We start from the raw sequence: 16,116 nt of genomic DNA, 5'->3' as shown, positions 1-16,116 counted from the left end.
ACTGCTCTTTTACTGATGGACCTAATTACTGAAATTCTATATTTGCTTAGCTAAACTGGTGCTGCTCGGCTGGAAAACTACCTTCCTTTACTGACTGCTGATACAAGGCAAATGCGCCTTCGATACTGTGCTCAGTGTTACGCTCATCAGTCAGAAAATCATGGATGAAACGCGGCGCGCGACCATGAACCATACCGAGCATATCGTGCATGACCAATACCTGACCATCAGTATCAGCACCTGCCCCAATACCAATCACTGGCACAGCAACGGCTTCCGTTACTGCTTTAGCAAGCTCAGCAGGCACACATTCCAGTACCAAAAGCGCAGCACCAGCATCAACCACAGCTTTTGCGTCTTCTATTAACTTATTGCCCGCTTCATCACCGCGACCTTGGACTTTATAACCACCAAAAATGTTTACCGACTGCGGTGTTAATCCCAAATGTACGCACGTTGGCGTACCTGCTTGCGCCAATGTTGTAATCAACTCGCAAAGCTCACGACCACCTTCAATTTTAATCACATGAGCGCCTGCCTGCATCAGCTTACGGCTATTGGCAACGGCTTCAGGCAGCGTCACATAGCTCATAAAGGGTAAGTCCGCTAAAATAAGCGCTTGCTTATTGCTACGGGCAATATTAGCAGTGTGGTAAGCCATATCATCGACGGTAACAGGCAAGGTTGAATCATGACCCTGCACCACCATACCCAAGCTATCACCGATTAAAATCGTATCAATCTGCGCTTTTTCCATCATGCGCGCAAACATGGCGTCATAACAGGTCAGACAAGTAAATTTGGTACCGTCTTTTTTAAACTTATTTAAAGTAGATAACGTTGTCATATCGTTATATCATCCTCAATACTTCTGAATATCAATCAACTGTCATTCACTTTAAATGAATGTCTCTTTATTTATGACTTGACGCATCATGTTCTAACAACTTCAAGCCTACCCAATCGTTGCTTTGAGGATAGTCGATTATCGACTTTCCTACAATCATTAGCTCAGGTGCGAGCTCTCGTAACGGTATCAAAACAAAATTACGCTCATGCAAACCTACATGCGGTATCGTTAATGTTGGCTCAGAAATCCGCTCATCACCATATAACAATATATCCACATCAAGACTACGCTCACCCCAATGACGCAGGCGGGCACGTTTTGCTTGCTGCTCCAACTGTTGGCAAAATGTTAGCAGCTCAAACGGTGTAAATATAGTTTCAAAGCCAGCAACGGCGTTCACAAAATCTGGCTGATTTTGTGGTCCCATCGGTACCGAGGCATAAAATGAAGAAATACGCACAGTGCGTATCTTTTCTTGCGCTTGCATCATCTCAAACGCGTGCTGTAAATGCTCAACAGGCGTCCCAAGATCATTTGCCAGATTGCTACCCAAGCCAACATAACAAGTGATCCAAGAGCAAATGGCGATAGATTTTCTATCAAAATCAGTATCATTAAAGCGCGTGTTCATCGTTATCACTTTACTCTTATATTCGCCGTCAACGTTAAGCGTCATTGACACTTGGCTGACGACGGCGACGTTTCGATGGCACAGGGCCTTTATTGGCATTCATGTTACTGTTAGCTACTTTATCAGCATCTTGCAGTTCGTTAGAACTTTGATTAGTAGCACTTCGACTACTAGCGTCTCTTTTAGCTTTAGTAGACTTAGTACTTGATGCTTTAGCAGGTTTCGGCGCTTTATCAATGGCATTATCAGTAGAGTGAACAGCTGATTTAGGCACTTTTTTTGCGTACTTCCCAGATAATATCTCATTACTAGTGTCTATTGTCGTTGCTTCTTTAGCACTACTAGCCTCTGCGACAATATCACTATTTTCAATCACAGTAGGCTGACGACGACGGCGCTTGTGCGGTATCGGCTCATTATTCATACTAACAAGTGCTGGAGACTGAGCAGCGTTGCGTTCTTTATAAATAGTACTACGAGCATTGTTTGAAGACACCTGAGTATTCACTGATTCTTTTGGTGCATGCGATCTATTATTTAAGTCACTCGCTTTATTAACAGCTTTTTCTTGCGGCTGCGACTGACTATCAGCTGATGCCTTTTTACTAACTGTTGCTTGCCCAAGCACTTTTCGAATAGACGCTTTAGGCAGTGCTTTATCTGAATCAGATAGCTGCTTTTTCAAAGGCGGTACAACGTTGCCGTGTTCTATGACAAACAATGGTGCAGGTTTTGGCGTATGCTGCTGATTGCTACCATTATTACTGCTCGCCAAAGACAATTGCTGCAACTGTGCCAGCTCATTATTGTCTTGTGTGAGTTGCTGCGGGCTATAACTTTTACTATTAGCAGAAGTATGCTGACTGGCACGGCGACGATGTGATGGCACATTTGAGGCATCATTAGCCATTGCTGGTTTTGCATGACCATTACTCAGCGCTTTCCCTTGATAATCATTATCCAACTGACTGACCTTAGCATTGCCATCCGAGTTCTGCTGCTTTTGACGATTGCGTCCACGACCACGCTGACCTTGTTTATAAGCACCACGGCGGATATTTTCATCAAAGTCATCAATCGCTTGAGCCTGCTGTTGCACAGTCAAGGTTTGATAGGTCTGCCACCACTCGCCCATATCATTGGTCGATTCAGAAAGTGGATGCTCTGCATCGCCGCACTGCTCGCGCAATAATAAGAAATCAAAACCGGCACGAAAACGTGGATGCTCAGATAGCTGTACAATCTGTTTGCTACGCGGTGCGGCCAGTTTTGGCTGTAATATCCAGATATCACGAATAAACTGTTCAGCAAATTTTGGAATGGCAGTCTTGATACGTTGACGATCAATCACTTTGCCTGCTGCATGCATTTGTGCATCCGCAAAAGGCATATTGCGCTTTTTGGCTTTTTCTAGTTGATGTAAATAGTTCTCCCACAGCAAAGCGGCATAAAAGAATGCTGGGTTGATACTTTTGCCAGCAGCAATACGTTTGTCGGTATTGATAGCGACTTGCTTAACTAAGGCACTTGGCTCAGAAGGCGGATAAATGATGAGACTATCAATCGCGCCTGAATCGAACAATAAGGGTAATAATGGTACTAAATAACCACCGGTAAACATCTTTTGCGTTTCATCATACAGACGGTGCGGAGAGATTTGTTCAAGTAATGACCAGTTGCCATCATGGAACTGTGCGGCTAATTCGCTATCAAACTCGAAACCCAATTTTGCTTTGAAACGCAAGGCACGCAGCAATCTGACCGGATCTTCTTCAATACGAATCGGTGCATTGCCTAATAAACGGATAATTTTATTGTCAATATCTTCAAGCGCGTCGCAAAAATCATGAACTATGCCTTTAAGCGGCTGATAATACAGGGCATTGATAGAAAAATCACGACGGGCAAAGTCTTGTTTGATATCACCCCATACATTGTCGCGTAGAATCATACCGTCTTGATTGGTATTAGAATCATTGATAGGTGGACCACGGAAGGTGGCTACTTCGATAAGCTCACGCCCAGAGTACACATGCGCCAACTGAAAACGGCGACCGATAATACGGCAGCGCTTACCAAAGACATCTTTAATCTCATGGGGCTTAGCATCAGTGACCGCGTCAAAATCTTTTGGACGCAGTCCTAGCAAGGTATCACGCACGCCACCACCGACGATATAGGCGTCAAACCCAGCTCGGGTTAGGGTTGCGATCACTTCGGTAATAGAATTGGGTAATTCAGATTTATTAAGTTCTAACTGCTTGGCGGCACGCTCGGCCATGCATCTACTCCTTGCCTTTTTTCTTAACCACCCTGACGAACACAGCGTCAATCAGGCGGATGTACGTGCTAGTTTAACAAATTTTGGCCATGGTGGGTGTATTTAGACAGTTACTTACATGCTATTTTGTCAATATTGGGGTTAATTAAAGTAAAATACAGCGATTAATCTTGCACGGTCAAACGTCCTCGATTTTTATCAACGGTTTTTGCGCCAATACCCTTTACCTTTGTCAACTCATCAACCGTTCTAAAACTGCCAAACATCTCACGATATAGGATAATGGCTTGCGCCTTATTGCTACCGATACCATGTAGCAACGTAAGCTCACCTTCTGTTGCTCGATTAATATTAATGATTGACTGCATACGTGCTTGAGTTTGCACGGTCTCTTGCGTCAGTAAGTAGTTATAAGCACTTCGGGCATTATCAAAACACGGTGCTGAATTAGCAGCATTAATTGACGTAAAAATCATAGCAAACATGCCCACTAAATAAAAACTCCTTTTTTGGAATAATTTAGGGAGCAAGGTAGCGAGTAAATACTTACTAGGTGCATTCATATTGTTTAGCCGCTTCCCATAATGCGTCCATTTCATTAATATTGCTATCTTCTAAGCGCTTGCCAGCAGCGGCTAGTTGATCTTCAATATAGCCAAAACGCGATTTAAATTTATGTACACAGGTCAGCGTTGCTGTTTCCGCATCAAGGTTTAATTTGCGTGCCACATTAACCAGCGCAAACATGCAATCACCAAGCTCTTTTTCAATCTCTCTGATATTGGCTTTGATTTCGATATTGGATTTATCTGTCAACTCACTTTTTAGCTCGGCAATTTCTTCATCGAGTTTATCAAATGCACCGCTGACGCCTTCCCAATCAAAACCCAGTTTTGCCGCCTGTTTTTGCACATCTTGCGCTTGCATGAGCGCGCTGCCTGCTTTGGTGTTGTCTAAACGATGTTTGGGCTTACCACGCGCTTCGCGTACTTGTTGCTCTTCTGCTTTAATCTCATCCCAGCGTTCTTTTACCGCTGCTTCATCTTTAAGCGTTTCTGCTTCAAACACATGCGGATGCCGACGAATCAGCTTTTCTTGTAGAGTGGTAATCACATCACTAATATCAAATCGCTCTTGTTCAGCGTAAATCTGACAATGAAAAATCACTTGCAGCAGCACATCGCCAAGCTCGCCTTTGATGTCTTCATCATCATTACTTTGTACCGCCTCCCCTAGCTCATAAGACTCCTCAATTGCGTAGGGAATAAGGCTGTGGTTGGTTTGCTTTTTATCCCATGGACAATCTGCTCGCAGCCGTGCCATTAAGGACAACAAATCTGCTAATTCGCCACTTGCTTCTGGCGTTCCTTGTACTGGTGTTGGTATTTTAACTTTATTTTTCGGGTTAATCATAAGAAAACACTCTTATACTTTTATTGATTATTGAATAAAACCATATTAAGTTTATAACGATTTTGTCGTTAGTGTAGCATTGAACATTGATTAGCTTATAATTGAGTAATCTACTTAATCATCATCTCACTGCTTAAACGCAAGGATTTTATCGTTATGCCCACATCCGATACGAATAATGCCAGCTATGCGACTCAAACCCAGTTCGCACCGATTAAAATTGATTCATTTAAAGCTTACGATATTCGCGGCGAGCTTGGCGTCAATCTAGACGAAAACATCGCTTACCGTATCGGACGTGCTTTTGCCCAGATTTTATTCGAGCGTTATAACACAGCTGATACCCCCACTGACTTACAAGACGTAAAAGCAGCTATCGTGATTGGTAGCGATATCCGTCATTCAAGTGAACAGTTAAAACAAGCCTCCATCAAAGGTATGCTAGATGCTGGCGTCGACGTTATCGATTTAGGCATGACAGGAACGGAAGAGGTCTACTTTGCTACTAGCTATTATCAGGCGTTGGGCGGTATCGAAGTCACGGCAAGTCATAATCCGATTAACTATAACGGCTTGAAACTGGTCAAAGAGCACTCAAAACCGATTAGCGCCGATGATGGCTTGGCAGAGATTCAAGCATTGGCAGAATCAGGGCAATTCACCACTGACAATACGTTAGGAAACCTACAATTACTGACGGATAAAAGCGCCTATATCGATCATGTGATGACTTTCATCGATATTGATAAATTAAAACCACTTAAGCTGGTTATCAATTCAGGCAATGGTAGCGCAGGGCCAGTGGTTGATTTGTTAATCGATAAGTTAGCACAAGCTGGCGCACCGATTGAAGTCATTAAATTGCATCATGCCCCTGATGGCAGCTTTCCAAACGGCATCCCTAACCCAATGATTTTGGCTAATAGAACTGCCACTCAGCAAGCTGTGTTACAGAATAAAGCCGACCTTGGCATTGCCTTTGATGGTGATTTTGACCGCTGTTTCTTATTCGATGAATACGGGGAATTTATCGATGGTAGCTATGTCGTCGGAATGCTAGCGCAAGCCTTTTTAAATAAGTATGTGGACGAGTCGATTGTTTATGATCCACGGGTAATTTATAACACCGAAGCGGTCATTCATGAGCATAATGGCAAAGCGGTTATTAGTAAATCTGGGCACTCATTTATTAAGCAAGTCATGCGTGATTCTGGCGCAGTGTATGGCGGCGAGATGTCAGCGCATCATTATTTCCGTGATTTTTTCTACTGTGATAGCGGCATGATTCCTTGGCTGCTAACCATTGAGCTATTATCGATTACTGGTAAAACCTTGTCAGAATTGGTCAGCGGTTATATTAAAGCGTATCCAAGCTCAGGCGAGCTGAACTTTCATCTGACCACGCATGATGCGCAGGCGATTATTAAAGCAATCGAAGAGAAGTTTAGTGCCGACAATCCAGTTAAATCCACCCTTGATGGCTTAAGCCTCAACTTTGGCGAATGGCGTTTTAACTTACGTGCCTCAAATACTGAACCATTAGTTCGGTTAAATATTGAAAGTCGCGGTGATAAGGATTTATTACAAGGCAAAACCCAAGAGATTCAACAATGGCTTGCCAGTAAAGGTGCTGTACCTGCTTAATATGAATAGCTGCCATACTGAATAAAGTAAAGACATTCTGAACTTATAAGAATAAAAAAAGCGCTGATTAATATAAAAATTAATCGGCGCTTTTATTTAGCTTTAGTCTAATAACTGTTTGTCTACTGAGCTTATTTTACACCTGATAGAAAGCCTTATTTGGCGCGACCAATCCCCATATAGTCGCTGACTAGACCATCTATCTGCGTTCGTGACAAGGCATTTTGCGCATCGAATATGGGCATCGCTTGCTCATTAAGCTTCGCAATATCTAGTCGGTTCTCTGGCAACCAGCTGATAATAAAGATTGCCTGCGCCTCATTAAGCTGTTGATAAGGATTGTTTATCAACTGAAGTAATGGCTGCTGCTTATAAAGCACGGCAAGCTCCGTTTGCGCTTTATCGCTATAAACCAACGTGCGAATATTATACGACCATAATAATGCCAATAATGGATGAATCGCTGATTCTGCCGTCCGTCCTGAGCCCGCCTTATAACTACCGCCCCAAATCATGACCGTTTTATTATCGATAAAACCATCAAAATATTGCCAAAATTTACGGAATATCAGCTCTTTTTGGTCTTCATTAATATGAATGACCGATTGCAATAGCGGCATGGCTAGGCTCTGCGCCTCACTTGACTGCTGCAGCTGAAGCAATTCCGTCGGTAGCGTATTACCACCAAACCCCCAGCCCGCCTGCAAGTAGCTACTGCCCACACGCTCATCGAGCCCCATGATATGACTGACTTGCTGGATATCAACTTGTTGACTATCCGCCAAGCGCGACATCTCGTTCATAAAACTGACCCGAGTTGCGAGCATCGCCATGATGCTACTACGAGCAAATTCGATAGTCGCGATATTGGCATAATGAGTAGCACGCGCATGCTGCATTAATGGCTGTAGCATACCCAAATGATGACGACTATTAGAGGTTTTTTCACCGAGTAGCCATAGTGACGGATTTAACATCGAGCTATAAGCATCCCCATCTTTTAAGAAAACGAACGGTAGATAATAGACCCAAGCACGCTTTAAGCGCTGAGACAATGCATCTATAGTGCCAAGCTGCTTAATACCACTCATCATGAGCGGTTGTGTCTGCTGTTGACTGTGATTAAAAGCGGTAAGCCAATCATTCTCTACCCATACCGAATCGATACTGTCTAAAAACAACCAATATAGGATTACTGATTTTCTCTCACCATTATCATTCACTACTTCATAAAGCTGTATAAGCTTATCAGCGGTATTAGGCAGTGCAAAATTCATAATGTGCTGTTGCTGCGTATACATTTGCCATAGTGCCTGCAAATGATGCTCAAAGCCATACTGATGTAGCTGCTGCGCCAATATCTCTTGGTCTGCGTATAAATGCACTTGCTGACCAAGACTTGCCAGTACGACAGCACTGGTCACCGCCTCAATACTATGACCAATAAGTACGCAGACAGCAGTTTCTTTTGCCAAATAGCTAAACGAATTGGATTCAGATTGGGGCATGTTTTTATCCATAGTCTCGGCGCTCATGAGTGTACCTTTAGTCGTTATTAATATAGCAGCGCTCTCAAGAAAGCTGTTTGATGTGTTTTAATAGCTGATTGGTTGAGGTATCGAATGGTGCGTTGCCCTCTTGCTGCATCGCATCATGAACGGACTCTGCCATCTGCTTACCCATCTCAACGCCCCATTGATCAAATGGATTGATATCCCAGATACTGGCCATGACATAAACCTTATGCTCATAAAGCGCGATTAACGCCCCTAAGCTATGCGGAGTAAGTTCATCAATTAGCAAGGTTGTAGAAGGCTGGTTGCCTCGGTAGTATTTATATTTATCAGCATCACAAGCAATTTGACTATCCGTTTCAGCGATAGCAGCATTACCAAAAGCCAGTACACGGCTTTGAGCCAAACAATTGGCTAAAGACAGTTCATGCTGCTGTTGTAGTGGCGTATTTTTTGCCTCATCACTGTAGCGACGTACACAAGCGATAAAATCACAAGAGACTTGCTGCGTTCCTTGATGTAGCAGCTGATAAAAAGCATGTTGGGCATTGGAACCAATTTCACCCCATAAAATCGGACAGGTATCATAATCAATACGATCACCATGCTGGGTCACCGATTTACCATTACTTTCCATCTCTAGCTGGGTTAGATAACTGGGTAAATAGCTCAAGCGCCCATCATAAGGCAGCACAGTATGAGCATTTACCTGCAAAAAGGTACTATTCCAAACTGCGATTAAGCCCAATAATACTGGCAAGTTTTCTGCAAAATCCGCCTGCGCAAAATGCTCATCCATACTATGCGCGCCTGCCAACAGCTCTCTAAACCCAGACATACCGATACGAATAGCTATGGCAAGACCAATCGCTGACCATAAAGAAAAACGACCACCTACCCATTCCCAAAGTTGCAACTGGTGCTCAGGGTGAATACCCCAATCACTCATTTTTTCACTATTGGCCGAGATACCGATGAAATGACGACGTAATACACTGTCTTCAGTGCCCGCACGCAGCTTTGCGGTTGCAAGCAGCCATGATAGTGCCGTTTTGGCATTGGATAAGGTATCAATGGTACCAAAGGATTTAGATGAAATAATAAATAAAGTGGTTTCAGGATTTAGATGTTTTAGTAAATTATCCAGCTGCGTGCCATCCATATTGGAGACAAAATGGACCTCAACACAGGTATCTGCCCACTCATCAAGGGCAGTGGTTGCCATCAGTGGCCCTAAGTCAGAACCCCCTACACCGATATTAACAACATCTGTAATCGCTTTACCTGAAAACCCGCGCCATGTTCCACTGCGTACACGCTCAGATAAGCGTTCAACTTGCCCCAAACTTTGATGGACATCAGCGACCACATCTTGCGTATCAAGTTGTAAGTTTGCTGTGGTGGGCAATCGTAGTGCAGTATGCAAAGCGGCACGTTCTTCGCTGGTATTTACCATCGCCCCTTGTAGCAAGGACTGAATACGAGCAGACAATTCACAACTATTTGCCAGATTTAATAAACTTTCTAGCACAGTATCATCTAGACATTGCTTGCTATAGTCCATATACAGCGCCCCACTTTGCGCACTAAAACGTTGGGTACGTGTATTGTCTTGTGCAAACAAGGCAGCTAATGACCACTTCGACTCAGCTGCTGCTTTCAGCTTATGCCAATATTTAGAATGGCGGGCACTGCTATAGACTTTATTGTGTTTTGTATCGTTCATTAACTACTCTTCATCGGCTAATTGCTGCTGAGCAAAATATATAAAAGCTTGCATATAAGAGCGCATATCGCCAGCATCATAACTGTTACCACGCATGGTCGTGACATTGACACCATACTCACTGATAAGCGCATCAATAGCATCCGTCAGTTGAATTTCTCCGCCAACTGAGGCTTGGGTATTCGCCAGATAATCAAAAATATGATGACTAAAGACATAACGACCAACCACAGCGAGTCTGGATGGCGCATCAGAGAGATTTGGCTTTTCTACAAAACCTGCCACTTTAAAACTGACATTCTTATCTGTTTTATCATCTATATCGCCCTTATCCATAAGCGCTTCACTTAATTTAGCGATACCGTATTTATGTACGTCTTCATCGGCTACTTTATCGACCAATATTTGCGAATGGTTGTCATTGGCGAAAGCATCAATCATAAAAGCTAAATTATCAGCAGACATATCACCATTAAAAGGATCAAGCACCACATCTGGCAGCAGTACTGCAAAATCATGCTCACCAATAATTGGACGGGCGGCAAGCACCGCATGCCCCAAACCCAATGGTTTACCTTGACGTATCATCGATATGGTTACATCATTTGGTAGCCAATTTAAGCTATCTGCTAGCTCGTTCTTACCTTTAACACGCAATTGATTGTCAAGCTCGGCATTAAGATCAAAGTAATTTTCAATAGCACTTTTTTGTGCATGACCAACCAAGACAATATGCTTAATGCCGGCAGCAATGGCTTCTTCCACCACATAATGGATGGCAGGACGATTACCAAGCGGCAATAGCTCTTTGGGTACTGACTTAGACAATGGCAACATACGAGTACCAAAGCCTGCAACGGGTATCACGGCGTGAGTAATTTTTTTCATAAGGATTAATACATACTTAATAAGAGTGGATAAGGGTTTGTTTTCTATAATACTTATATTGAGTTATAACCATTTGGATTTATGCTCTGCCAACGCCATGTATCTTGGCACATATCAGTAATAGACAAGCTTGCCTTCCATCCTAGTAACTCTTGTGCTTTATCAGCACTAGCATAGCAACTGGCAATATCACCAGCTCGTCGCCCAACGAATTGAAAAGGAATATCTTTAGCTGATACGGCAGAGAAAGCTCTAACCAACTCTAATACAGACGTTCCCTTACCTGATCCTAAATTGATCGGAAGAAAACCTAAGCTTTTCTTTTGCTGTTTTAGATAATTGAGCGCGGCGACATGACCTTGTGCGAGGTCCGTGACATGTATAAAGTCGCGCACCCCCGTACCATCGACAGTAGGATAATCATTGCCAAAAACACTTAATTGATCAAGCTTGCCGACCGCAACTTGTGAGATATATGGCATTAAATTATTTGGGGTATCATTGGGATCTTCGCCAATTTGTCCAGATGGGTGTGCGCCTACTGGATTAAAGTACCTTAGAGGAATCAGGCTCCAGCTGTTATCTGATAGCGCTAAATCTTCTAGAACATGCTCAACCGTAAGCTTACTCTGTCCATAAGGGTTGGTAGAGGAACGCGGTGATTCCTCAGTAATGGGTAACACCTCAGGATCACCGTAGACCGTAGCTGATGAAGAAAAGACCAGACTGCTAACCTCATATTCAGCCATGATTTTAAGTAAGGTAATCGTACCATTCACATTATTATCATAATACATCAAGGGCTGAGCTACAGATTCGCCAACCGCTTTTAAGCCAGCAAAATGAATCACGCCAAAAAATTGATGCGCGGCAAATACTTGCCTGAGTGAATCAGCATCACGAATGTCGCCTTCGATAAAGTCAATAGGCTGCCCAATAAGGGTTGAGACACGATTTACTGCCTCAAAACTGCTATTGGATAAATTGTCGTATATCACCACCTCGTAGCCTGCTTCATGCAGTGCAATACAAGTATGTGAACCGATATATCCTGCGCCTCCAGTCACTAATATTTTATTTTTATTATTTTCCATATTGATATCCAAAGCTATTTTTAAACAAAAAAAGACACCCCATTGTAGGGGTGCCTTCATTATTTTTCAACGTCATTTGAGTATTAACAGTCAGTTAGCTGCTGATACTACCAGCCTGTCACGTCTTTTAGCTTCTCGCCCAATTTTGATGGGTCACGCGTGTAAGCAATACCTGCCGCTTCGAACGCTTTAAATTTATCTTCAGCTGTACCTTGACCACCAGAGATGATAGCGCCGGCATGACCCATACGCTTACCTTCAGGAGCAGTTACACCAGCAATATAACCAACCACTGGCTTAGTTACATGGTCTTTGATATAAGCGGCCGCTTCTTCTTCAGCAGTACCACCGATTTCACCGATTAGGATAATTGCTTCAGTTTGTGGATCTTCTTGGAACAATTTAAGCGCATCAATCTGGTTCATACCAGGGATCGGATCGCCACCGATACCGATACAGGTTGATTGACCAAAACCAAGTTTAGTGGTTTGAGCAACGGCTTCATAAGTCAAAGTACCAGAACGTGAGATGATACCCACTTTACCTGGTAAATGGATATGACCTGGCATGATGCCGATTTTGCACTGACCTGGGGTGATAACGCCTGGGCAGTTAGGACCGATTAGACGTACATCGCCTGCTGTTTCAAGGTAGCGTTTGGCTTTTAGCATATCAAGCGTTGGTACGCCTTCAGTGATCACAACAATTAGCTTCACACCAGCGTCAATTGCTTCGATGATAGAATCTAGTACAAAAGGGGCTGGTACATAGATAACAGAAGCATCTGCTTGGGTGGCTGCCATTGCTTCAGACATAGTGTTGAATACTGGCAAACCTAGATGCGTTTGACCGCCTTTACCAGGGGTTACGCCGCCAACAACTTTAGTACCATATTCGATGGCTTGTTCTGAGTGGAACGTACCATTTTTACCGGTAAAACCTTGCACCAATACTTTGGTGTCTTTATCAATTAATACACTCATTATCTTATCCTTGTATGCGGTTGTCTTGTCGGCGCTTGCCTATCCTGCCACGTTAAATGTTAACGTCGGTAGAATAACAGCAAACGCCTTATACTCTTGAGCAATTAAGCTTTAACAGCGTCAACAATTTTTTGAGCGGCGTCTGATAAACCTTGAGCTGAGATCAATTTCAGACCAGATTCTTCTAGAATTTGTGCGCCAAGCTCAGCATTGTTACCCTCTAGACGGACAACAACTGGTACTTTAACGTCAACTTCTTTGATCGCAGCGATGATGGCTTCTGCAATCATGTCACAACGTACGATACCACCAAAGATGTTAATCAAAACACCTTCAACGCTGCTGTCCTCAAGAATGATCTTGAATGCTTCAACAACGCGATCTTTGGTTGCACCGCCGCCAACATCCAAGAAGTTAGCAGGCTTGCCGCCGTACAATTTGATGATGTCCATCGTAGCCATTGCAAGACCAGCACCGTTTACCATACAACCGATATTGCCTTCTAGGGCAACATAGTTTAGATCAAACTCAGCCGCTTTCAGCTCACGCTCATTCTCTTGTGATTTGTCTTGTAGCGCAGCAATTTTTGGCAAACGATACAAAGCATTTGAATCGATGCCAATTTTACCATCAACACAAACGATCTCGCCATTTTCACGAACCGCTAATGGGTTGATTTCAAGTAAGTCAATGTCGTTTTCAACGAATGCTTGATAAGCGCCAGTCATTAGTTTAACGAACTGATTGATTTGTTTGCCTTCAAGACCCAATTTAAACGCCACTTCACGCGCTTGGAATGGCAATAAACCAACCAATGGATCGATATTTACTTTAAAGATTTTCTCTGGCGTCTCTTCTGCAACTTTCTCAATCTCAACACCGCCTTCAGTTGATGCCATGAACGTCACGCGACGTGAAGAGCGATCAACAACAGCGCCAAGATATAGCTCAGTTTGTACTGGGTACATATCTTCTGCAACCAAAACGAAGTTAACTGGCTGACCAGCGGCATCGGTTTGATAGGTTACAAGGTTTTTACCGATAAGCTCTTCTGCTACTTGCTTAGCTTCTTCACGTGTCTTAACCAGTTTCACACCGCCCGCTTTACCGCGACCACCAGCATGAACCTGCGCTTTGATGACAGCGATATCCGTTGGGGTTTTGTCAAAAGCTGCTGCTGCTTCGTCGCCACTATAGGCAATGATGCCTTCTTGAATTGGCAAGCCGTAGCTTTTTAGTAGCTCTTTTGCTTGATACTCATGTAAATTCATTGATTGAATCCTTTATTTTTACCATTAATAAAAAATGAAAACCCATACATTGTAGAGTGTTCTACGGTACTTAAAACCAACGCCTTACTTAAATAGTTATTTAAAAATAGTAACTCAAAACAGCTATTTTAATAGGGCGATGGTCATGTCATCATCTAATAACCATTTAATACACTTAAAATATTTTTATACAAAACACTTTAAGCGGTTAAAATTATTTACGTTTTTTACGCTGAATGGCGTGAATAGCACGACCATCTGCTGACAATGCTGCTTCATGGACAGCTTCAGAGATCGTTGGATGCGCAAATGTCATCAACTGCAAATCTTCGATACTAGAGACAAATTCCATCGCAATCATACCTTGATGGACGATATCACCGGCACCAGCAGAAATCGCATGCATGCCTAATAAACGGTCTGTTTTGGCATCAGCAACGACTTTGATAGAGCCTTGAGCTTCACTTTGAGCAAGAGCACGACCGTTTGCAGCTAGGTTAAATGAACCTGTTTTGACTTCATAGCCGGCGGCTTCTGCTTCTTGCTCAGTCAAACCAACCCATGCGATTTCTGGATGCGTATAGATGACGTTGATGATAGTATCGTAATTCACTTGTGCTTTTTCGCCATGAATACGCTCAACAGCCATCATGCCCTCTTCCATGGCTTTATGCGCAAGCATAGGACCACGTACCAAGTCACCAATTGCATAAACACCATCAAGATTGGTTTTGCACTGATCATTGACATCAATCAAACCACGTTCGGTCAATTGAATACCACTGTCTTCGCCAAGTAATTTTTCAGAATAAGCACGGCGACCGACACAAACGATCAGCTTATCAAAGCTTTCTTCACTAGATTCACCTTTGGTTTCACTAGTAACGATGACTTGATCGCCTTTCACTTCAGCATTGGTCACTTTGGTATCAACACGGATATCAAGACCTTGCTTTTTCAGCATTTTTCCCGCTTCTTTAGCGACATCTTTGTCAGCCGCAGCCAAAAAGCTAGGTAGTGCTTCATATACGACAACTTCTGCACCAAGGCGGCGCCATACTGAACCAAGTTCAAGACCGATAACACCGGCACCGATTACGCCTAAACGCTTAGGTACAGCAGTGAAGTCAAGCGCGCCAGTAGAATCAACGATGCGATCGCCATCAGTTTTGGCAACTGGAATATCAATCGGTACTGAACCGGCAGCTAAAATAACGTTTTTAGCGGTAATCATGGTTTCACTATCATCAGCAAGGGCGGTAAATTTCACTTTTTTATCAGCGCCCTTGCCATCTTCTAATGTGCCCCAGCCTTGTAGCCAGTCAACCCCATTACCTTTCAACAACGCAGCAACACCGCCAGTTAGCTGCTTAACAATGCCTTCTTTACGAGCAATCATTTGCTCGATATCGATAGCAACTTCACCAGTAGTAATACCATGCTCATTAAGGTCGTGCTTAGTGGCTTCATAGCGATGTGAGCTGTCAAGCAATGCTTTCGATGGGATACAACCGACGTTTAAGCAAGTACCCCCAAGTGCAGGCTCGCCTTTATAAACGCGTTTTTCGATACAAGCGACACTCATACCAAGCTGTCCTGCACGGATTGCGGCTTCATAACCACCAGGTCCGCCGCCGATGACGACTAAATCGTAATTGTCTTTCATAATACGTTCCTATTTTAATTTTAGTTTAATGTTAGGTATCATATAAACCAATTTTATCTCGTTAGTAAACCATCGACTTATCCATTCGATAACTAAATGCTAGATAATAGATGCGTTTAAAAAGATGATAAAGATGGCTGCTGAGTATTCTTAGC

The 16,116-nt window shown here is 43.2% G+C and carries 13 protein-coding genes; 1 reads left to right on the top strand and 12 read right to left on the bottom strand.

Going from position 1 to position 16,116, the window contains the following annotated elements:
* Positions 1 to 46 precede the first annotated feature (46 nt).
* From panB to mazG, 5 genes are all read right to left on the bottom strand, one after another.
* A complete protein-coding gene (gene panB / locus AC0J5Y_RS00645; protein ID WP_475131075.1) occupies positions 47 to 847 on the bottom strand; it encodes a 3-methyl-2-oxobutanoate hydroxymethyltransferase in 801 nt (266 codons plus the stop codon).
* A gap of 67 nt (positions 848 to 914) precedes the next feature.
* Positions 915 to 1,481, bottom strand: coding sequence for a 2-amino-4-hydroxy-6-hydroxymethyldihydropteridine diphosphokinase (gene folK, locus AC0J5Y_RS00640; RefSeq protein ID WP_475131074.1), 567 nt, complete (start codon positions 1,479 to 1,481; stop codon positions 915 to 917).
* 34 nt (positions 1,482 to 1,515) lie between these two features.
* A complete protein-coding gene (gene pcnB / locus AC0J5Y_RS00635; protein WP_475131073.1) occupies positions 1,516 to 3,762 on the bottom strand; it encodes a polynucleotide adenylyltransferase PcnB in 2,247 nt (748 codons plus the stop codon).
* A 164-nt stretch (positions 3,763 to 3,926) separates the two neighbouring features.
* Positions 3,927 to 4,238 carry a ComEA family DNA-binding protein gene (locus AC0J5Y_RS00630; protein WP_475131072.1) on the bottom strand — a complete coding sequence of 104 codons (312 nt, stop codon included), beginning with the start codon at positions 4,236 to 4,238 and terminating at the stop codon, positions 3,927 to 3,929.
* Between the two features lie 73 nt (positions 4,239 to 4,311).
* A complete protein-coding gene (gene mazG, locus AC0J5Y_RS00625; protein WP_475131071.1) occupies positions 4,312 to 5,175 on the bottom strand; it encodes a nucleoside triphosphate pyrophosphohydrolase in 864 nt (287 codons plus the stop codon).
* A 156-nt stretch (positions 5,176 to 5,331) separates the two neighbouring features.
* Between mazG and AC0J5Y_RS00620 the strand changes: the two genes are divergently transcribed.
* Entirely contained in the window at positions 5,332 to 6,819 is a 1,488-nt protein-coding gene (locus AC0J5Y_RS00620; RefSeq protein ID WP_475131070.1) for a phosphohexomutase domain-containing protein, read from the top strand.
* A gap of 155 nt (positions 6,820 to 6,974) precedes the next feature.
* On the opposite strand, the gene AC0J5Y_RS00615 is transcribed toward AC0J5Y_RS00620, so the two are convergent.
* The 7 genes from AC0J5Y_RS00615 to lpdA form a co-directional block, all read right to left on the bottom strand.
* A complete protein-coding gene (locus tag AC0J5Y_RS00615) occupies positions 6,975 to 8,354 on the bottom strand; it encodes a UDP-glucose/GDP-mannose dehydrogenase family protein (RefSeq protein WP_475131069.1) in 1,380 nt (459 codons plus the stop codon).
* A 37-nt stretch (positions 8,355 to 8,391) separates the two neighbouring features.
* On the bottom strand, positions 8,392 to 10,059 hold the full coding sequence (gene pgi, locus AC0J5Y_RS00610; RefSeq protein WP_475131068.1) for a glucose-6-phosphate isomerase: 1,668 nt from the start codon (positions 10,057 to 10,059) through the stop codon (positions 8,392 to 8,394).
* Between the two features lie 3 nt (positions 10,060 to 10,062).
* Complete coding sequence (locus AC0J5Y_RS00605) at positions 10,063 to 10,947, bottom strand: UTP--glucose-1-phosphate uridylyltransferase (protein ID WP_475131067.1); 885 nt, start codon at positions 10,945 to 10,947, stop codon at positions 10,063 to 10,065.
* 53 nt (positions 10,948 to 11,000) lie between these two features.
* A complete protein-coding gene (gene galE, locus AC0J5Y_RS00600; RefSeq protein ID WP_475131066.1) occupies positions 11,001 to 12,041 on the bottom strand; it encodes a UDP-glucose 4-epimerase GalE in 1,041 nt (346 codons plus the stop codon).
* A gap of 107 nt (positions 12,042 to 12,148) precedes the next feature.
* A complete protein-coding gene (gene sucD / locus AC0J5Y_RS00595; protein ID WP_475131065.1) occupies positions 12,149 to 13,024 on the bottom strand; it encodes a succinate--CoA ligase subunit alpha in 876 nt (291 codons plus the stop codon).
* A gap of 104 nt (positions 13,025 to 13,128) precedes the next feature.
* Positions 13,129 to 14,295: an ADP-forming succinate--CoA ligase subunit beta gene (gene sucC / locus AC0J5Y_RS00590; RefSeq protein ID WP_475131064.1), complete on the bottom strand. Its 1,167-nt coding sequence runs from the start codon at positions 14,293 to 14,295 to the stop codon at positions 13,129 to 13,131.
* Positions 14,296 to 14,509: 214 nt separating this feature from the next.
* Entirely contained in the window at positions 14,510 to 15,961 is a 1,452-nt protein-coding gene (lpdA, locus tag AC0J5Y_RS00585; RefSeq protein WP_475131063.1) for a dihydrolipoyl dehydrogenase, read from the bottom strand.
* Positions 15,962 to 16,116 lie beyond the last annotated feature (155 nt).

The organism is Psychrobacter sp. TS_SC_6, assembly GCF_056156305.1.
This window is presented reverse-complemented; position numbering and strand designations above follow the sequence as displayed.

Coding starts and splice junctions, on each gene's coding strand:
- pcnB (WP_475131073.1), bottom strand. CDS start 3,762: ATGGCCGAGCGTGCCGCCAAGCAGTTAGAACTTAATAAATCTGAATTA.
- sucC (WP_475131064.1), bottom strand. CDS start 14,295: ATGAATTTACATGAGTATCAAGCAAAAGAGCTACTAAAAAGCTACGGC.
- AC0J5Y_RS00630 (WP_475131072.1), bottom strand. CDS start 4,238: ATGATTTTTACGTCAATTAATGCTGCTAATTCAGCACCGTGTTTTGAT.
- sucD (WP_475131065.1), bottom strand. CDS start 13,024: ATGAGTGTATTAATTGATAAAGACACCAAAGTATTGGTGCAAGGTTTT.
- AC0J5Y_RS00605 (WP_475131067.1), bottom strand. CDS start 10,947: ATGAAAAAAATTACTCACGCCGTGATACCCGTTGCAGGCTTTGGTACT.
- lpdA (WP_475131063.1), bottom strand. CDS start 15,961: ATGAAAGACAATTACGATTTAGTCGTCATCGGCGGCGGACCTGGTGGT.
- panB (WP_475131075.1), bottom strand. CDS start 847: ATGACAACGTTATCTACTTTAAATAAGTTTAAAAAAGACGGTACCAAA.
- galE (WP_475131066.1), bottom strand. CDS start 12,041: ATGGAAAATAATAAAAATAAAATATTAGTGACTGGAGGCGCAGGATAT.
- folK (WP_475131074.1), bottom strand. CDS start 1,481: ATGAACACGCGCTTTAATGATACTGATTTTGATAGAAAATCTATCGCC.
- pgi (WP_475131068.1), bottom strand. CDS start 10,059: ATGAACGATACAAAACACAATAAAGTCTATAGCAGTGCCCGCCATTCT.
- AC0J5Y_RS00620 (WP_475131070.1), top strand. CDS start 5,332: ATGCCCACATCCGATACGAATAATGCCAGCTATGCGACTCAAACCCAG.
- mazG (WP_475131071.1), bottom strand. CDS start 5,175: ATGATTAACCCGAAAAATAAAGTTAAAATACCAACACCAGTACAAGGA.
- AC0J5Y_RS00615 (WP_475131069.1), bottom strand. CDS start 8,354: ATGAGCGCCGAGACTATGGATAAAAACATGCCCCAATCTGAATCCAAT.